Origin of the sequence: Streptomyces sp. NPDC048288, from assembly GCF_043201555.1 — a bacterium.
Classification (GTDB): domain Bacteria; phylum Actinomycetota; class Actinomycetes; order Streptomycetales; family Streptomycetaceae; genus Streptomyces.
On sequence record NZ_JBICZD010000021.1, the window covers coordinates 42,751 to 60,246 of the forward strand.

Annotated in this window: 13 protein-coding genes, 1 pseudogene and 1 riboswitch; of the genes and pseudogenes, 7 read left to right on the forward strand and 7 right to left on the reverse strand. The window is 71.6% G+C overall.

The window, feature by feature from the left end; translation table 11 throughout:
* Positions 1 to 77 precede the first annotated feature (77 nt).
* Positions 78 to 1,334 carry a citrate/2-methylcitrate synthase gene (locus ACGFZS_RS46035; RefSeq protein WP_393800209.1) on the reverse strand — a complete coding sequence of 419 codons (1,257 nt, stop codon included), beginning with the start codon at positions 1,332 to 1,334 and terminating at the stop codon, positions 78 to 80.
* 120 nt (positions 1,335 to 1,454) lie between these two features.
* Here ACGFZS_RS46035 and ACGFZS_RS46040 point away from each other — a divergent pair, with 120 nt between their 5' ends.
* A complete protein-coding gene (locus tag ACGFZS_RS46040) occupies positions 1,455 to 2,618 on the forward strand; it encodes a citrate synthase/methylcitrate synthase (protein ID WP_393800210.1) in 1,164 nt (387 codons plus the stop codon).
* A 65-nt stretch (positions 2,619 to 2,683) separates the two neighbouring features.
* Here the strand turns inward: ACGFZS_RS46040 and ACGFZS_RS46045 are convergent.
* From ACGFZS_RS46045 to ACGFZS_RS46060, 4 genes and pseudogenes are all read right to left on the reverse strand, one after another.
* A pseudogene (locus ACGFZS_RS46045) lies at positions 2,684 to 3,384 on the reverse strand (DUF6082 family protein).
* 64 nt (positions 3,385 to 3,448) lie between these two features.
* Positions 3,449 to 3,724: a hypothetical protein gene (locus tag ACGFZS_RS46050; RefSeq protein ID WP_393800211.1), complete on the reverse strand. Its 276-nt coding sequence runs from the start codon at positions 3,722 to 3,724 to the stop codon at positions 3,449 to 3,451.
* A gap of 307 nt (positions 3,725 to 4,031) precedes the next feature.
* Positions 4,032 to 4,268 carry a hypothetical protein gene (locus tag ACGFZS_RS46055; RefSeq protein WP_393654733.1) on the reverse strand — a complete coding sequence of 79 codons (237 nt, stop codon included), beginning with the start codon at positions 4,266 to 4,268 and terminating at the stop codon, positions 4,032 to 4,034.
* A gap of 118 nt (positions 4,269 to 4,386) precedes the next feature.
* On the reverse strand, positions 4,387 to 4,935 hold the full coding sequence (locus ACGFZS_RS46060) for a DUF6082 family protein (RefSeq protein ID WP_393800212.1): 549 nt from the start codon (positions 4,933 to 4,935) through the stop codon (positions 4,387 to 4,389).
* A gap of 321 nt (positions 4,936 to 5,256) precedes the next feature.
* On the opposite strand from ACGFZS_RS46060, the gene ACGFZS_RS46065 reads away from it, so the two are divergent.
* On the forward strand, positions 5,257 to 6,327 hold the full coding sequence (locus ACGFZS_RS46065; protein WP_393800213.1) for a CobW family GTP-binding protein: 1,071 nt from the start codon (positions 5,257 to 5,259) through the stop codon (positions 6,325 to 6,327).
* On the opposite strand, the gene ACGFZS_RS46070 is transcribed toward ACGFZS_RS46065, so the two are convergent.
* Positions 6,324 to 8,780 carry a DNA topoisomerase (ATP-hydrolyzing) subunit A gene (locus ACGFZS_RS46070; RefSeq protein WP_393800214.1) on the reverse strand — a complete coding sequence of 819 codons (2,457 nt, stop codon included), beginning with the start codon at positions 8,778 to 8,780 and terminating at the stop codon, positions 6,324 to 6,326. The genes ACGFZS_RS46065 and ACGFZS_RS46070 overlap by 4 nt on opposite strands.
* Before the next feature lie 266 nt (positions 8,781 to 9,046).
* On the opposite strand from ACGFZS_RS46070, the gene ACGFZS_RS46075 reads away from it, so the two are divergent.
* The 4 genes from ACGFZS_RS46075 (at position 9,047) to ACGFZS_RS46090 (ending at position 13,862) form a co-directional block, all read left to right on the forward strand.
* The gene (locus tag ACGFZS_RS46075) at positions 9,047 to 10,450 is read left to right on the forward strand and encodes a pitrilysin family protein (RefSeq protein WP_365686170.1); all 1,404 of its coding nucleotides are present in this window, start codon (positions 9,047 to 9,049) and stop codon (positions 10,448 to 10,450) included.
* Positions 10,447 to 11,835 carry a M16 family metallopeptidase gene (locus tag ACGFZS_RS46080; RefSeq protein WP_393800215.1) on the forward strand — a complete coding sequence of 463 codons (1,389 nt, stop codon included), beginning with the start codon at positions 10,447 to 10,449 and terminating at the stop codon, positions 11,833 to 11,835. The genes ACGFZS_RS46075 and ACGFZS_RS46080 overlap by 4 nt, the downstream gene beginning before the upstream one ends.
* Positions 11,836 to 12,037: 202 nt before the next feature.
* Positions 12,038 to 12,201, forward strand: a riboswitch (cyclic di-AMP (ydaO/yuaA leader).
* 12 nt (positions 12,202 to 12,213) lie between these two features.
* The gene (locus tag ACGFZS_RS46085; RefSeq protein WP_355709934.1) at positions 12,214 to 12,969 is read left to right on the forward strand and encodes a M23 family metallopeptidase; all 756 of its coding nucleotides are present in this window, start codon (positions 12,214 to 12,216) and stop codon (positions 12,967 to 12,969) included.
* Between the two features lie 197 nt (positions 12,970 to 13,166).
* Entirely contained in the window at positions 13,167 to 13,862 is a 696-nt protein-coding gene (locus ACGFZS_RS46090; protein WP_355709935.1) for a GntR family transcriptional regulator, read from the forward strand.
* Positions 13,863 to 14,132: 270 nt separating this feature from the next.
* On the opposite strand, the gene ACGFZS_RS46095 is transcribed toward ACGFZS_RS46090, so the two are convergent.
* Positions 14,133 to 14,414, reverse strand: a complete 282-nt coding sequence (locus ACGFZS_RS46095) for an HPr family phosphocarrier protein (protein ID WP_073492738.1) — start codon at positions 14,412 to 14,414, stop codon at positions 14,133 to 14,135.
* A 177-nt stretch (positions 14,415 to 14,591) separates the two neighbouring features.
* Here ACGFZS_RS46095 and ACGFZS_RS46100 point away from each other — a divergent pair, with 177 nt between their 5' ends.
* Positions 14,592 to 17,468 carry a GNAT family N-acetyltransferase gene (locus ACGFZS_RS46100; RefSeq protein ID WP_393800216.1) on the forward strand — a complete coding sequence of 959 codons (2,877 nt, stop codon included), beginning with the start codon at positions 14,592 to 14,594 and terminating at the stop codon, positions 17,466 to 17,468.
* Positions 17,469 to 17,496: the final 28 nt, after the last annotated feature.

Here is a 17,496-nt window from a genome sequence, read left to right on the forward strand (position 1 = left end):
CACCCCGCTCGCCCCGCCCGTTCACCCCGCCCGTTCACCCCGCCCGTTCGCCTAGCCCGTCCGTCCCGCCGACAGGGTCACTCCGGCAGGGGCTGCGGGGGCTTCGGGCCCACGTAGTGGCCGCTGGGGCGCATACGCAACGGGCGTTCGCCGTACTCCTCCAGGGCGTGCGCGATCCATCCCGCCGTCCGGGCGACGGCGAAGATCGTCTCGCCCGCGGTGGCCGGCATGCCGCAGGAGGCCGTGAACACGGCCAGCGCCAGATCCACGTTGGCGTGCAGCGGGGTGTGCCGGGCGGTCGTGGCGACGATGTCCCGGGCCGCGAGCAGGGCGGGCTCCGCACGCGGGAGATCCTCCAGGAGCGCGAACAGGACCCGCGCGCGGGGGTCCTCGCCCTGGTACAGGCGGTGGCCGAGGCCGGGGATACGGCGGCCCGCGCGGAGTTCGTCCGCGATCACCGTGACGGCGGTGCCCTGGTCGAGGACGTCGAGCAGCATCCGGTGGGCGAGGCCGCTGGAGGCGCCGTGCAAGGGGCCTTCGAGCACACCGAGCCCGGCCGACACGGCCGCGTACGCGTGGGCGCGTGCGGAGGCGGCGACCCGGACGGCGAGCGTGGAGGCCGCCAGGTCGTGGTCGACGAGCAGCGCGAGCGCCGTGTCCAGGACGCGCAGCGCGGCGTCCTCGGGGTCGATACCGGTCAGTCTGCGCCACAGGCGGTGGGCCAGCGGGCCGTCGTCCGCCCGGCTGCGGTGCCGCACCGGCAGCGCGGCGACGAGCGTGGGGATCAGCATCCGCGCGGTGCCGAGCACGGCCTCCTCGGACAGGTCGAAGCGCAACGGGTCCTCGGCCGCCGCGGCGATCGTCGCGACCCGCAGCCGGTCGGTGGGGGTGGTGTGTTCCGGCAGCGCGTCGACGGCACGGCGGGCGACGGCGACGGTGGCCTCCGGCGCGGTCAGGGCCACGCCCCGGTTCATCCGGCCCGTCCACAGCCACTCGGCCACCTCCTCGTAGGAGTGGCGCGTGGCCAGTTCGGTGGCGTCGACGCCCCGGTAGAAGTACCGGTCCTTGTCGATCAGCGTGATCCGGGTGCGCACCGACAGATCGCCGCCGGACCCCGGACTCCCCGCGGCCTCCCGCCTGTTGCGCCGGGCGAGTGCCTCCACCTCCCTGGCGTCGAAGGTGCTGGCGCGGCCGCCGGGCTCGCGCCTGCTGCTGAGCTGACCGCGGCTCACATAGGCGTACACGGTCTCGGGCTTCACACCGAGCAGTTCGGCGGTCTCCCTGGTGCTCAGCCGCTGGGCGGGGCTGCCGGGAGCGGGTTGTTGATCGCGCATGGCGCCACCGTAGTGGGCTTGGGGATGTATCGATGGTACGTTGATTCAATCAATATTGACAGATTGGAAGTCAATAATGGACAGTCAAGTCAAGTTCAGGGAGGAAAACGGAGGCACATCATGGCCGTCAACCGAACCGCGTCGACCCTTGTCGAGGTGCCGCGCGGGCTCGCCGGGGTCGTCGTCACGGACACCGAGGTCGGTGATGTCCGGGGCAGTCAGGGCTTCTACCACTACCGGCAGTACTCGGCCGTCGAACTCGCCCGCACCCGGGGCTTCGAGGACGTCTGGCACCTCCTGGTCCACGGCGAACTGCCGGACGCGGAGCGTGCCGCCGCCTTCGCCGCCGAGACCGCGGCGCTCCGGCGGCTGCCGGACGGGGTCCGGGCGGCCCTGCCCTCGGTGGCCGCGGCGAGCGGGGCGTCCGGTCCGCTCGCCGGGATGCGCACAGCCCTCTCGCTGCTCGGCGCCGCCCGGGAGTTCCGGCCGGTGTACGACATCGACGCGGACCGGCGGCGGGCCGACACGGTCGCCGCCTGCGCGGCCGTACCGACGCTCCTTGCGGCGCTGTACCGGCTCGGGCGGGGGCTCGACCCGGTGGAGCCGCGCGAGGACCTGTCGTACGCGGCCAACTACCTGTACATGTTGACCGGTTCGGAGCCGGACGCCCGGCGGGCGCGTGCGGTCGAGCAATACTTGATCTCGACCATTGACCATGGATTCAATGCATCAACATTCACGGCTCGGGTCATCGCGTCGACCGGCGCGGATGTCGCGGCCTGTCTCGTCGGGGCGGTCGGCGCGCTGTCCGGGCCGCTGCACGGGGGCGCGCCCAGCCGGGCGCTGGACACCCTGGACGCGATCGGGACGTCGGACCGGATCGACCCGTGGATCCGCGAAAGGGTCCTCGCCGGCGACCGTGTGATGGGCTTCGGACACGCGATCTACCGCACGGAGGACCCACGTTCCCGCATGCTGCGGGAGATCGCCGAGGGTTTCGGCGGTCCCCGGGTCGAGTTCGCCGTCGAGGTCGAACGCCACGTCGAACGCATCCTCGCCGAGCTGAAGCCCGGCCGTGAGCTCCACACCAACGTCGAGTTCTACGCGGGTGTGGTCATGGAACTGTGCGGCCTGCCCCGCGAGATGTTCACCCCGACGTTCGCTGCGGCCCGCGTGGTCGGCTGGAGCGCCAACATCCTGGAACAGGCGGCGGACTCGAAGATCATCCGCCCGGTGGCACGGTATGTGGGACCGGTGGCGCCGGTGGCGGTTCCCGCCGCCTGACCTGCCGGATCAGGCTCTGTCCGACCCGACCCGACCCGACGACCGGGCAGGCTGGGCATCAGGTATCAGGCATCAGGCGAGGGGCGGCCGCCTGCGTCGAGGTCCGCGATGGCCCGTTCGAAGAACCGGAACATCCGTCCCTCACTGCTGTCCGCCGGAAGCCGGCCCTTCCGGCCCTTGGTGGCCTCCCAGTACCGCCGGAAGGCGGGACTGCGCAGCATGCTGTGGGCGCCGACCAGGAGTTCCGTCTCCGAGAAGTCCCCCCAACTGTGCGCCAGGCGAAGTGGTTGAAGGTGAGGTTGGCGAAGAGCATTTGGCGGCCGACAGGCCCGGACTCGTCTGGGTAGGCGTTCCAGACCTCGGCCAGCGAGGGGTCGGACATGGCCATCTGGGTCAACTGCATGTGCAGACTGCGCAGGTCGGAGGCGGCGCTGCGGCGTAACTCGGCGCGGGAGGCCGAGAGTTCGTCACGCTGCAGGGCGAGTTCCTGTCGCTGCAGACGGAGTTCGCGCTGCTGGTAGAGCAGTGCGGTGACGAGCAGAAGCAGGGCCAGCCCGGCGAAGACGGCGCTGACCCCGCCGAAGTACGCCCCCAGGGCGCTGCGTTCCACCGCGGAGCGCCGGTCCGGGTTGAGGCGCTCGACGCCGTCTATGAGCCAGCCACTGGCGGCGACGGAGGCGATCCCGACGAGCACGATCCCTGTGATCCCGGCGCTCAGCCATGCCAGCAGCGACAGCGCTGAGTGCCGCACTCGATCAGCAGTCATCCATTCCTCCCTGTGTCGCGGGGATTCTGCCCGCCGACACGGGGAGGAAAGCGAGATGATCACTTCACGCGCTTGCCCGGATCGCCCGGTGAGCGCGCGGTGACCGGATGTCAGGGATGTCTTGCTTGGCGTGCATTAACGTTTCTCGCGAGATGATGACGATACGGCCGTCGTCACCGAGAACCCCCTCCAGAGGGAGCTCCGGGGTCAGCGGGATCGTGGCGTCCCTGCCGATGACCGCGAAATTCCCGTCGCCGAGCTCGAAGATGTCGGGGCAGCAGTCCCCGGAGAGGCTGCCGCGTTGTCGTGGAGAAGTCCCGAGGCGTCGAATGATCTGCATGTGCGTCCTTTCCTGTGTGTGGGATGCGTTCTCGGGCATGCCGAGGCAAAGCGCGTGACGAGAAGAAGAAGGGGACGCCCCTGCGCGCAAGGCGGCGACGAACGGCGTACGCGGCGGAGTGCGGCATCGCAGGGTGCGGCGGCATTGCGCTGAGGCCCGGGACCGGTCTGGTGCCGGGCCTGACGAAGCGTGCCGCCAAGCGAGGACCGGGTGTGTGCTGCTTGGAGGAGGGCCCCGGAAACGCGCGGATGGTGTGCGGTGGGACCGGTTGCGGAGTGAACCGGGAGGGGTTCAGTTCCGGGTGGAATCAGGCGTCGGGAATGTCGGCCTTGGCGCGGAGCAGGGTCTCACGGCTGATGATGACAATGTGTTCGTAGTCGGCCCGTGAGGCGTCGGCCGGCAGTTCGCCGTCCAGTTCGTCGGTGGCTTCTCGCCCGATGACGGCAAAGCTGCCGTCGCTGAGTTCGAAGATGTCGGGGCAGGTCTCGCCAGTCGCGCTGTGGCGTTCACGGGGAGATGCACCGATGCGGCGCACGATTTTCAACGGTGATCCCGGTCCTCTGGACAGTAGGGGATGAGGCAGGGGTCAGATTAGCTCTTTGCGTCTGGGGTGATATCCGAGAATCCCAGGTTGAACTCGACTTCACCGTAAAAGCCGCTGTTCACCGGCCCGGTCGACCCGAGTCCTCCGGGGGAGGAGGTTCGCCCACGACCCACCACTGCTCGGTGTCCGCTTCGACCAGATCCCGGACAATCTTGTCCATCATCCGGCCGACACGCGCCTCCTCCGACGCGGGGGCGAGGCTGTCGCGGTGGTGCCGGGTGGCCTCCCAGTACTCCCGGAAGAGCGCGCTCTGGCAGAGCACCCGAAGGTGGCCGTGCAGCTCCGGCCAGTTGACGGTCCCCGCGCGGTACATCTGCAGCACGTTGACATAGAGCGCGTTGGCGAAGAGGTACTGGCGTCGTACGCGGACCCGGTCCTGCGGGGCCACGTCGTCGAGGGTGACCGTGCTCATCACCGCGGCCAGCTCGGGATCGTCGATGGCCCTGCTGAGCAGTTGGAAGTGCAGGCGCTGCTGTTCGAGGCGCAGCTGCGTCTCCTGTTGCCTGCGCTGCTGCGCAAGAAGCAGGGCCAGCCCTCCGGCGGCCCAGGCGAGCCCCGCCGCGGTCGCGGCGGTCAGCGCTCGCGTCCCCCGGCTCTTTGTGGCCATGTCAACCCCCGTCTCAAGGCGGCCGTCCGCCGGTCGTCGGCGTGCGGGTCGACTGGAGGGAACCGGCGAGCAGTGGGCGGCGCTTGCCGTCTCCCAGGGTGCCGAGCCGATGTGGTCGGCGGGGAGGCGGAGAAGAGGCGCACAGAAGGAAGCGAGGGTCGCACGAACCGGCGCCTTGTCCAACGTCTGCCCCGTGCGTGCGGCTAACAACCGTTCACTTCGTGAGGGTTCGCGCCACTCGTATTCTTGGGTGGCATTCGATCCCCAGAGGTGCGCCGGCCCGCGAGCCGGTGTGCGCGTCCGTGTCAGAAAGGCCCTCCGTTGGAGCACCACCGCGGCCCCCGGCAGATCCCGGTCGTCGTCCTCGCCGGATTCCTGGGCTCCGGGAAGACCACGCTCCTCAACCACCTGCTGCACCGTGGTGGGGGCAGCCGGATCGGGGCGATCGTCAATGACTTCGGGGCCATCGAGATCGACGCGATGGCCGTGGCCGGCGCCCTCGGCGACTCGACCGTCTCGCTCGGCAACGGGTGCCTGTGCTGCGCCGTCGACGCCAGTGAGCTGGACGTGTACCTGGAGCGGCTCGCGAACCCGGCCACCGGGCTCGACGTCGTCGTCATCGAGGCCAGCGGTCTGGCCGAACCCGAGGAACTCGTCCGGATGCTGCTCGCCAGCGAGCATCCCGGCATCGTCTACGGCGGCCTCGTCGAGGTCGTCGACGCCGCCGAGTTCGACACCACGCGCGCGAAGCACCCCGAGATCGACCGGCACCTCGCCCTCGCCGACCTCGTCGTCGTGAACAAGCTCGACCGGGCCGGTGACCGCGACGGCGTGCTCGGGCTCGTGCGGTCGCTCGCCGACCCCGGGGCCGCCGTCGTACCGGCCACCTACGGCCGTATCGATCCCGAGTACCTGTTCGACTGCCGCCCCGGCGAGGAACGCCTCGGCCAGCTGTCCTTCGACGACCTGCACGACCATGGCGCCGAGGGCGCGCACGAGGGGCATCTGCACACCGCGTACGACAGCCTGTCCTTCGCCTGCGAACTGCCCCTGGACCCCCGTCGGCTGATGACCTTCCTCGACAGCCGGCCCGAGGGGCTCTACCGGATCAAGGGGTACGTCGACTTCGGGCCGTACGACACCGGGAACCGGTACGCCGTGCATGCCGTCGGGCGGTTTCTGCGCTTCTACCCGGAGGCCTGGGGGCGGGGCGAGGAGCGGCTCACGCAGCTCGTGCTGATCGGCTCCGGCATCGACGCGCCCGCCCTGCGCAAGGAGTTGGAGGCGTGCGCGAACGACGCCCCACACGCCGACGAGCACGGCATGTGGGGCGTCCTGAGGTACGTACAGGGCGACGACTACGACGAGGCCGAGACGGAGACCGAGGCCTAGACCGGGCCCGCCACCACCGACACCGTCTTCTGGAGCGACACGCCGGAGCCGTCGCGGCGCGGGTCGATCTCCGGGAGTTCGGCCGGGGTGCCGTTCTTCTGGGCCGCCTTCGCCGGGACCGGGCCCGCCCAGGCGAAGGACAGGCAGTCCTCGCCCTTGAGGAGGCGCTGGCAGCGGACACCGCCGGTGGCGCGGCCCTTGCGCGGGTACTGGTCGAACGGCGTCAGCTTGGCCGTCGTCTGGACCGAGTCGTCGAGCGTGCCGCGCGAGCCGGCCACCGTGAAGACCACCGCGTCGGCCGCCGGGTCCACGGCCGTGAACGAGATGACCTTCGCACCCTCCGTGAGCTTGATGCCCGCCATACCGCCCGCCGGGCGGCCCTGCGGACGCACCTGGGAGGCCTGGTAGCGCAGCAGTTGCGCGTCGTCGGTGATGAAGACGAGGTCCTCCTCGCCGGTGCGCAGCTCCACCGCGCCGACGATCCGGTCGCCCTCCTTGAGCGTGATGACCTCCAGCTCGTCCTTGTTGGACGGGTAGTCGGGGACCACACGCTTGACGACGCCCTGCTCGGTGCCGAGGGCGAGACCGGGCGAGGACTCGTCCAGCGTGGTGAGGCAGACCACCGACTCGCCGTCCTCCAGGGAGAGGAACTCCGAGAGGGGCGCGCCGCCCGCCAGGCTGGGGGCGGCCGCCGTGTCCGGGAGCTGCGGGAGGTCGACCACGTTGACGCGCAGCAGCCGGCCCGTCGAGGTCACCGCGCCCACCTCGCCGCGCGCGGTCGCGGGGACCGCCGAGACGATCACGTCGTGCTTGGCGCGCCGGGCGTCGGCGTCCTCCGGGAACGGCTCGCCGTTCGTCGTACGCGCCAGCAGGCCCGTCGAGGACAGCAGCACCCGGCACGGGTCGTCGGCCACCTGGAGCGGCACCACGGCCGCCGGAGCGCCGGAGGCCTCCAGCAGGACCGTCCGCCGCTGGGTGCCGAACTTCTTGGCGACCGCGGCCAGTTCGGCCGAGACCAGCTTGCGCAGCTCCGCGTCCGACTCCAGGATCCGGGTCAGCTCGGCGATCTCCGCGGTGAGCTTCTCCTTCTCCGACTCCAGCTCGATGCGGTCGTACTTGGTGAGGCGGCGAAGGGGGGTGTCCAGGATGTACTGGGTCTGGATCTCCGAGAGGGAGAAGCGCTCCATCAGACGCTGCTTGGCGTCCGCGCTGTTCTCGCTGGAGCGGATCAGACGGATGACCTCGTCGATGTCGACCAGGGCGGTGAGCAGGCCCTCGACCAGGTGGAGGCGGTCGCGGCGCTTGGTGCGGCGGAACTCGCTGCGCCGGCGGACCACCTCGAAGCGGTGGTCGAGGTAGACCTCCAGGAGCTCCTTGAGGCCCAGGGTGAGCGGCTGGCCGTCCACCAGGGCCACGTTGTTGATGCCGAAGGACTCCTCCATCGGCGTGAGCTTGTAGAGCTGCTCCAGGACCGCCTCCGGCACGAAGCCGTTCTTGATCTCGATGACCAGGCGCAGTCCGTGCTCGCGGTCGGTGAGGTCCTTGACGTCGGCGATGCCCTGCAGCTTCTTGGCGTTGACCAGGTCCTTGATCTTGCCGATGACCTTCTCGGGGCCGACCGTGAAGGGCAGTTCGGTGATGACCAGGCCCTTGCGGCGGGCCGTGACCGTCTCCACCGCCACGGTGGCCCGGATCTTGAAGGTGCCGCGGCCCGTCTCGTACGCGTCCCGGACGCCCTCCAGGCCGACGATCCGGCCGCCGGTGGGCAGGTCGGGGCCCGGCACGTGCTTCATCAGCGTGTCCAGGTCCGCGTTCGGATAGCGGATCAGATGGCGGGCGGCGGCGATCACCTCGCCGAGGTTGTGCGGCGGCATGTTGGTCGCCATGCCGACCGCGATGCCCGACGAGCCGTTCACCAGCAGGTTCGGGAAGGCGGCGGGCAGCGCCACCGGCTCCTGCTCCTGGCCGTCGTAGTTGGGCGAGAAGTCGACCGTGTCCTCGTCGATCGACTCGGTCATCAGGCTGGTCGCCTCGGCCATCCGGCACTCGGTGTACCGCATGGCGGCCGGCGGGTCGTCGTTGCCCAGGGAGCCGAAGTTGCCGTGGCCGTCGACCAGCGGGACGCGCATCGAGAACGGCTGCGCCATGCGCACCAGCGCGTCGTAGATCGACGCGTCGCCGTGCGGGTGCAACTTGCCCATCACTTCGCCGACCACGCGCGCGCACTTCACGTAGGCGCGGTCCGGGCGCACGCCCATCTCGTTCATCTGGTAGACGATCCGGCGGTGCACCGGCTTGAGGCCGTCGCGGGCGTCCGGCAGGGCGCGCGAGTAGATGACCGAGTACGCGTACTCGAGGTAGGAGCCGCGCATCTCGTCCACGACGTCGATGTCGAGGATTCTCTCCTCGAACGAGTCGTCGGGCGGCGGGGTCTTCGTGCTGCGGCGGGCCATCGCTGCCGGCTCCTTGCTCATGCGTGAACGGATCTGACGCGGACCATTGTGGACCGCGGTACTGACAACGCGGGCCAGGACCCGGTCTCCGCGGCCCGCCCCGGTGCCTCGGCGGCGTTCGGGAGCGGGTGGGACGCAGGCTACGCGATCCGCTCTGGGCGTACGTCGTGCGGGAACTTCGCCGGGTCCCCGCACGCTTGCATACAGTGGCAGGACCGGCAGAAAAACCGCGGTTCTACACCGCTTCCGCGAGCGAAGGGACGTACATGCCCATGGGTCACACGACCACGGCCGAGGCAGGCTCCGGAGGCCTGACAGCGACCGAACACCGCTTGGCCAACGGTCTGCGCGTGGTGCTCTCCGAGGACCACCTGACCCCGGTCGCCGCGGTCTGCCTCTGGTACGACGTCGGTTCCCGGCACGAAGTCAAGGGCCGTACCGGCCTGGCTCACCTTTTCGAGCACCTGATGTTCCAGGGCTCGGCCCAGGTGAAGGGCAACGGCCACTTCGAGCTCGTCCAGGGCGCCGGCGGCTCGCTCAACGGCACCACGAGCTTCGAGCGCACCAACTACTTCGAGACCATGCCCGCCCACCAGCTGGAACTCGCCCTCTGGCTGGAGGCCGACCGGATGGGCTCCCTGCTCGCCGCCCTGGACGACGAGTCGATGGAGAACCAGCGCGACGTCGTCAAGAACGAGCGCCGCCAGCGCTACGACAACGTGCCCTACGGCACGGCCTTCGAGAAGCTGACCGCCCTCGCCTACCCGGAGGGCCACCCCTACCACCACACGCCGATCGGCTCGATGGCCGACCTGGACGCGGCCACCCTGGAGGACGCCCGCGCGTTCTTCCGCACGTACTACGCGCCCAACAACGCCGTCCTGTCGGTCGTCGGCGACATCGACCCGCAGCAGACGCTCGCCTGGGTCGAGAAGTACTTCGGCTCCATCCCGGCGCACGACGGCAAGCCCACCCCGCGCGACGGCTCGCTGCCCGAGACCATGGGCGAGGAGCTGCGCGAGGTCGTCGTGGAGGAGGTCCCCTCGCGCGCGCTGATGGCCGCCTACCGGCTCCCGGAGGACGGCACGCGCGCGTCCGACGCGGCCGACCTGGCCCTCACCGTCCTCGGCGGCGGCGAGTCCTCCCGCCTGTACAACCGCCTGGTCCGGCGCGACCGTACGGCCGTCGCGGCCGGGTTCGGCCTGCTGCGGCTCGCCGGTGCGCCCTCCCTGGGCTGGCTGGACGTGAAGACCTCCGGTGACGTCGAGGTGCCGGTCATCGAGACCGCCATCGACGAGGAGCTCGCCCGGTTCGCCGCGGAGGGCCCCACGCCCGAGGAGATGGAGCGCGCCCAGGCCCAGTTGGAGCGCGAGTGGCTGGACCGGCTGGGCACCGTCGCGGGCCGCGCGGACGAACTGTGCCGGTTCGCCGTCCTGTTCGGCGACCCGCAGCTCGCCCTGAGCGCCGTCCAGCGCGTCCTGACGGTCACCCCCGAGGAGGTCCAGGAGGTCGCCAAGGCCCGCCTGCGTCCCGACAACCGCGCGGTGCTCGTCTACGAGCCGCTGTCCGAGGAGTCCGCGGAGCACACCGAGGAGGCGGGGCGCGGCGAGGACCCGGAGCAGGAAGCGACCGTAGCGGCCGGCAACGAGAACGAGGAGACGGCCAAGTGACCGAGCTCGCCAGCATGGACTTCCACCCGCAGCCCCAGCCGGGCGAGGCCAGGCCCTGGGCCTTCCCGGCCCCCGAGCGCGGCACCCTGGACAACGCCCTGACCGTGCTCCGCTGCCACCGCCCCGGCCAGCAGGTCGTCGCCGTCGAGGTGCTCCTGGAGGCGCCCCTGGACGCCGAACCGGCCGGCCTGGACGGCGTGGCCACGATCATGGCGCGCGCCTTCTCCGAGGGCACCGACAAGCACTCCGCCGAGGAGTACGCCGCCGAGCTGGAGCGGGCCGGCGCCACCCTCGACGCGCACGCCGACCACTCCGGCGTCCGGATCAGCCTGGAGGTCCCGGCCTCCCGCCTCGCCAAGGGCCTCGGGCTGCTCTCCGACGCCCTCAGGGCGCCCGCCTTCGCCGACAGCGAGGTCGAGCGGCTGGTCCGCAACCGCCTCGACGAGATCCCGCACGAGCTGGCCAACCCCAGCCGCCGCGCCGCCAAGGAGCTCTACAAGGAGCTCTTCCCGTCCACCGCGCGGATGTCCCGTCCGCGCCAGGGCACCGAGGACACCGTCGAGAAGATCGACGCGGCCGCCGTCCGCGCGTTCTACGACCGTCATGTGCGGCCCGCCACCGCCACCGCGGTCGTCGTCGGCGACCTCACCGGCATCGACCTGGACGAACTGCTCGGCGAGACCCTGGGCGCCTGGAGCGGCTCCACCGCGCAGCCCCGCCCCGTGCCGCCGGTCACCGCCGACGACAACGGCCGGGTCGTCATCGTGGACCGCCCCGGCGCCGTCCAGACCCAGCTGCTCATCGGCCGCGTCGGCCCCGACCGGCACGACCGGGTCTGGCCCGCCCAGGTGCTCGGCACCTACTGCCTGGGCGGCACCCTCACCTCCCGCCTGGACCGCGTCCTGCGCGAGGAGAAGGGCTACACCTACGGCGTCCGCTCCTTCGGCCAGGTCCTGCGCTCCGCCCCCGACGGCACCGGCGCCTCGATGCTCGCCATCAGCGGCTCCGTGGACACCCCGAACACCGGTCCCGCCCTCCAGGACCTGTGGACGGTGCTGCGCACCCTCGCCGCCGAGGGCCTGACGGACGCCGAGCGCGATGTGGCCGTGCAGAACCTCGTCGGCGTGGCGCCGCTCAAGTACGAGACGGCGGCGGCCGTCGCGGGCACCCTGGCCGACCAGGTCGATCAGCACCTGCCCGACGACTTCCAGGCCACGCTCTACCGGCAACTGGCCGCCACCGGCACCGTGGAGGCCACCGCGGCCGTCGTGAACGCCTTCCCGGTGGACCGTCTGGTGACCGTCCTCGTCGGTGACGCGGCACAGATCAAGGAGCCCGTCGAGGCCCTCGGGATCGGCACCGTCACGGTCGTCGCCGCCGAGTAGCCGGACGGCGGACACGCGCGCGTGCGAGGGCCCTGGTGACCGTGGTGTCACCAGGGCCCTTAAATGTCCGAATTGGGGCGGAGGTTGCCTGTCTGCCCTGTGGGATGCGCTACAAAAAACGTGATCCGTTTGGGCATTGAGAGCCCGCCCTCATAGGTTCTTCCGGGCTGTCCGTCAGGCAGTGCGCCGCGCCCGCGGCACCGGACAGCCATCGCCGAGTCCCCGTACGGCGCGAGCCAGGGGAGCCGGGGACCCACGTCGTCCCTGGGGTGAATCGGGCGCCCGCGCGAGCCGCGAGGGGGCCCGTAGGAGACCTTCCTGCTCCGAACCCGTCAGCTAACCCGGTAGGCGAGAGGGAAGGAAAGGACCAGCCTCTACATGGCGTTCATGTGCGCCTCCGGGAAGCACCGTCGTCCCGGCCGGGTGAAGCGCACCACCGCGCAGGCCGCCGGTATCGCGGCTCTCACCACCACCGGTGTCATCGGCACCGTCTCCGCAGCCCCGGCGCTCGCCGCCGAGAACTCCGTCGAGCAGACCGGCCTCACCCCGGTCATCACGGTCAGCGACACGGTCGCCGACCAGATCGACGCCCAGGCCGCCGCGCAGCAGGCCGCCGCCGACCGCAAGGCCGCCGAGGAGGCCGCGCGCAAGAAGGCCGTCGCGGAGGTCAAGAAGGAGCGCGCGGCCAAGGCGCGCGCCGCGCGGGAGGCCGAGCGCAAGCGGCTCAACGCCTTCGTCGCGCCGATCTCCGACTCGTACGTCTCCACCGGCTACAAGACCGGCGGCTCCCTGTGGTCCTCGGGTGCCCACACCGGCATCGACTTCCACGCCGCCAGTGGCACGGTCGTGCACGCGGTCGGCACCGGCACGGTCGTCTCCACCGGCTGGGGCGGGGCCTACGGCAACCAGATCGTCATCAAGATGGCCGACGGCATGTACACCCAGTACGGCCACCTGTCGTCCATCGGCGTCTCGGTGGGCCAGAAGGTCACCCCGGGCCAGCAGATCGGTCTCTCCGGGTCCACGGGCAACACGACCGGCCCGCACCTCCACTTCGAGGCCCGCACGACCCCCGAGTACGGCTCGGACGTCGATCCGGTCGCCTACCTCCGCAAGCACGGCGTGAACGTCTGACGCGGACGGTGTGAGCACCGCGAGATCTTCCGAAGCCCCGGCTCCCGAGCCGGGGCTTTCGCCGTTTTCGCGCCCTTGCTGTCCAAAATATATCCATGGAATCCGGCCCCCCGTCGGAAATTCCCGCTCATTGCAATAGAGTCACGGAACGGGCGCCACTCGGCGGCGTTTCACGGGGATTAAGACGGAGGTCGGTCATGCGTATTCCGGCGCACTCGGTATGCACGGCGATCCGGGACGACATCGTCGCGGGTGTCTACGAGCGCGGCAGCCGGCTCACCGAGGAACTCCTGGCCCGCCGCTACGGCGTCTCGCGCGTCCCCGTCCGCGAGGCCCTGCGCACGCTGGAGGCCGAGGGCTTCGTGGTCACGCGCCGGCACGCGGGCGCGTGCGTCGCCGAACCGAGCGAGCAGGAGGCCGCCGACCTGCTGGAGATGCGCCTGCTGCTGGAGCCGCTGGGCGCCTCCCGGGCCGCCCAGCGCCGCACCGAGGCCCACCTGAAGGTGTTGCGCGGACTCGTCAGGCTGGGCCAGGAGCGGGCCCGGCGGGGCAGCAGCGAGGACCTGCGCTCGCTGGGCGGCTGGTTCCACGAGACGCTCGCCCAGGCCACCGGCAGCCACGCCCTGACCTCGACCCTCACCCAGCTGCGGCACAAGATCGCCTGGATGTACGCCGTCGACGCGCCCGCCAACCCCGTCGAGTCGTGGGCCGAGCACGGCGCCATCGTGGACGCGGTCACCCGCGGCGACGGCGAGCGCGCGCGGGCGATCACCGCGCTGCACACCGAGCGCTCGACGGCCGCGCACCGGCTGCGCTTTTCCGGCGGTACCGAACGGGCGAACGGTGTGAGGACTTCGCAACACCCCGTAAACATGTCGGGCCTGCGGCATTAACACGCGCGCCGTATACAAAGAGGTGTTATTCGGTGGAGGCGTATTTCCGCTGCCCGAATTCGCGCGCTCCGGGAATTCCGGTGGCGTGTCGTCGGCGTGCCCGCCGAAATGGCTGAGGGCAGGCTCCCGAATGAACCCGTGCGGACCCGCCGTAAAGTCACGGGCGCCTGTCATGAATTCCCGGCACATGCCGGGGTCTGCGTGGGAACGACGAGGCCGCGCCGCCCTCGCAGGGGTGGCGCGGCCTCGGCCGTGCGGGCGCTACGGCGCTCAGACGGTCTCGGGGAGCTCCTCGAGACCCTCGGCGACCAGCTTGGCCAGGCGGTCGAGGGCGGCGTCCGCGCCCTCGGCCTCGGAGGCGAGCACGATCTCCTCGCCGCCCTGGGCGCCCAGGCCCAGAACGGCCAGCATGGAGGCCGCGTTGACGGGGTTGCCCCCGGCCTTGGCGATCGTCACCGGGACGCCTGCGGCCGTGGCGGCTCGGACGAAGATGGAAGCGGGGCGGGCGTGGAGGCCCTCGGCCCAGCCGACGTTGACGCGGCGCTCAGCCATGTGATGCTGCCCTTCGGTTTTCAGGGTTGTCTAGACCAGTTTCCCATATCGTGAAGCAACCTCGGAGCGGGCATGGGCCCCCTCCGGGTGTGTCGTCGGACCGCGGCCTCGGTCCGACTTCCGTCCTGCACAGACTGCCTCGCGCCGTTGTCGTACGCGAGCCGTACGCTGGGGCCCATGCAGACCCCGGCGGACCCGCAGGACCGGCACGAGTACCCGTCCCACTGGGAGGCGGACGTGGTACTGCGCGACGGCGGCACCGCGCGCGTCCGGCCCATCACCGTCGACGACGCCGACCGGCTGGTCAGCTTCTACGAGCAGGTCTCGGACGAGTCGAAGTACTACCGCTTCTTCGCGCCGTACCCCAGGCTCTCCGCCAAGGACGTCCACCGCTTCACGCACCACGACTTTGTGGACAGGGTGGGACTCGCGGCCACCATCGGCGGCGAGTTCATCGCAACCGTACGCTATGACCGCATTGGCACCGACGGAATGCCCGCCTCCGCCCCCGCCGACGAGGCCGAGGTCGCCTTCCTCGTCCAGGACGCCCACCAGGGCCGCGGGGTCGCCTCCGCCCTGCTGGAGCACATCGCCGCCGTCGCGCGCGAGCGCGGCATCCGCCGGTTCGCGGCCGAGGTGCTGCCCGCCAACTCCAAGATGATCAAGGTGTTCACGGACGCCGGCTACACCCAGCAGCGCAGCTTCGAGGACGGTGTCGTCCGCCTGGAGTTCGACCTGGAGCCCACGGACCGCTCCGTCGCCGTCCAGCGGGCGCGCGAGCAGCGCGCGGAGGCCCGTTCGGTACGACGGCTGCTGGCACCCGGCTCCGTGGCGGTGATCGGCGTCGGCCGCGCGCCCGGCGGGGTCGGCCGCAGCGTCCTCGGCAACCTCCGGGACGCCGGCTTCACCGGCCGCCTGCACGCCGTGAACCAGGCCTTCCCGGACGACCTCAAGGAGGTCGACGGGGTGTCCGCGCACCGCTCCGTACGGGACATCGAAGGACCGGTCGACCTCGCCGTGGTCGCCGTACCCGCCGAGCACGTCCCCGGCGTCGTCACCGACTGCGGCGAACACGGCGTCCAGGGCCTGGTGGTGCTGGCCTCCGGATACGCGGAGAGCGGCCAGGACGGCCGCGCGCGCCAGCGCGAACTCGTCCGGCACGCGCGCACGTACGGCATGCGGATCATCGGCCCCAACGCCTTCGGGATCATCAACACCGCGGACGACGTCCGGCTGAACGCCTCCCTCGCGCCCGAGATGCCCCGCCCCGGCCGGATCGGCCTGTTCGCCCAGTCCGGCGCCATCGGCATCGCCCTGCTCTCCCGGCTGCACCGGCGCGGCGGAGGCGTCACCGGGACCACGGGCGTCTCCACCTTCGTCTCCTCCGGCAACCGCGCGGACGTCTCCGGCAACGACGTCATCCAGTACTGGTACGACGACCCCGACACCGACGTCGTCCTCATGTACCTGGAGTCCATCGGCAACCCGCGCAAGTTCACCCGCCTCGCGCGGCGGACCGCGGCGGCGAAGCCGCTGGTCGTGGTCCAGGGGGCCGGGTCCGCCCCGCAGGGGCACGCGGTACGGGCGACCCGGCTGCCGCACGCCACGGTGTCCGCGCTGCTGAGGCAGGCCGGGGTGATCCGCGTCGACACGATCACGGAGCTGGTCGACGCGGGGCTGCTGCTCGCGCGCCAGCCGCTGCCGGCCGGGCCCCGGGTGGCGATCGTCGGGAACTCGGAGTCGCTGGGGCTGCTCACGTACGACCGCTGCCTGGCCGAGGGGCTGCGCCCCGCGCGGCCGCTCGATCTGACGACCGGGGCGACGGCGGCGGACTTCCACCGGGCGCTCGCCGGAGCGCTGGCGGACGACTCGTGCGACGCGGTCGTGGTGACCGCCATCCCCACGATCGGGGAGGGGACGGTCGGGGACGCGGAGCTGGCGGAGGCGCTGCGCTCGGCGGCCGAGGGGGTTCCGGGCAAGCCGGTCCTCGTGGTGCACGTGGAGCTCGGCGGGCTCGCGGAGGCGTTGTCGGCCGCGGGCCGCACCGCGCCGCAGGCGCCGCAGGCATCACAGGCATCGCAGGCCTCGGCTCCGCCGGAAAGGGGGGATCTCCAGCGCCCCGCGGAACGCCCGCCCACCGCGGAAGCGGCGGCCGACAGGACACCGGCGCCTCCCACCCCCCACCCCTGCTCCCGCCTCATCCCCGCCTACCCCGCCGCCGAACGCGCCGTACGCGCCCTCGCCGAGGCCGTGAAGTACGCGCAGTGGCGGCGGGAGGCCGCCGAGCCCGGAAAGGTGCCCGAGTACGAGGACATCGACGAGAAGGGGACCGCCGAGCTGATCGGGGCGCTGCTGGAGCGGGGCGAAGGGCTCACCCTCGGCGTCGAGGAGACCTGCGCGCTGCTCGGCGGGTACGGCATCGACGTGCACCGCGCCCTGCCCGCCCCCACCCCCGAGGCCGCCGCCGGGGCCGCCCGCGACCTGGGCTACCCCGTCGCGCTCAAGGCCACCGCCCCGCACCTGCGCCACCGCGCGGACCTCGGCGGGGTGCGGCTGGATCTCGCGGACGAGGAGCAACTGCGCCGGGCGTACACCGAGTTGACCGAGCTGTTCGGGCCGCCGGAGGAGCTGCGCCCGGTGGTGCAGCGGATGGCGCCCCGGGGCGTCGACACCGTCGTACGGGCCGTGATCGACCCGGCCGCCGGGGCCGTACTGTCGTTCGGGCTCGCGGGGGCCGCGTCCCAGCTGCTGGGGGACATGGCGCACCGGCTGGTTCCGGTCACCGACCGGGACGCGACCTCACTGGTGCGGTCGATCCGGACCGCCCCCCTGCTGTTCGGCTGGCGCGGCTCGACCCCGGTCGACACGCCCGCCCTGGAGGAGCTGCTGCTCAGGGTGTCCCGGCTGGTCGACGACCACCCCGAGGTGGTCGCGGTCACCCTGGAACCGGTCGTGGTCGCCCGGCACGGCCTCAGCGTCCTCGGCGCCACCGTCCGCCTCGCACCCCCGCCCGCCCGCGACGATCTCGGCCCGCGCACCCTGCCCGCGTACTGAGCGGAGCGAACGCCCGCCTCCGCCGACG

What these genes read in the sequence shown, in the direction of transcription:
- ACGFZS_RS46075 (WP_365686170.1), top strand. Translation starts at nt 9,047, where the DNA reads ATGCCCATGGGTCACACGACCACGGCCGAGGCAGGCTCCGGAGGCCTG.
- ACGFZS_RS46085 (WP_355709934.1), top strand. Translation starts at nt 12,214, where the DNA reads ATGGCGTTCATGTGCGCCTCCGGGAAGCACCGTCGTCCCGGCCGGGTG.
- ACGFZS_RS46095 (WP_073492738.1), bottom strand. Translation starts at nt 14,414, where the DNA reads ATGGCTGAGCGCCGCGTCAACGTCGGCTGGGCCGAGGGCCTCCACGCC.
- ACGFZS_RS46070 (WP_393800214.1), bottom strand. Translation starts at nt 8,780, where the DNA reads ATGGCCCGCCGCAGCACGAAGACCCCGCCGCCCGACGACTCGTTCGAG.
- ACGFZS_RS46060 (WP_393800212.1), bottom strand. Translation starts at nt 4,935, where the DNA reads ATGGCCACAAAGAGCCGGGGGACGCGAGCGCTGACCGCCGCGACCGCG.
- ACGFZS_RS46100 (WP_393800216.1), top strand. Translation starts at nt 14,592, where the DNA reads ATGCAGACCCCGGCGGACCCGCAGGACCGGCACGAGTACCCGTCCCAC.
- ACGFZS_RS46035 (WP_393800209.1), bottom strand. Translation starts at nt 1,334, where the DNA reads ATGCGCGATCAACAACCCGCTCCCGGCAGCCCCGCCCAGCGGCTGAGC.
- ACGFZS_RS46050 (WP_393800211.1), bottom strand. Translation starts at nt 3,724, where the DNA reads ATGCAGATCATTCGACGCCTCGGGACTTCTCCACGACAACGCGGCAGC.
- ACGFZS_RS46090 (WP_355709935.1), top strand. Translation starts at nt 13,167, where the DNA reads ATGCGTATTCCGGCGCACTCGGTATGCACGGCGATCCGGGACGACATC.
- ACGFZS_RS46040 (WP_393800210.1), top strand. Translation starts at nt 1,455, where the DNA reads ATGGCCGTCAACCGAACCGCGTCGACCCTTGTCGAGGTGCCGCGCGGG.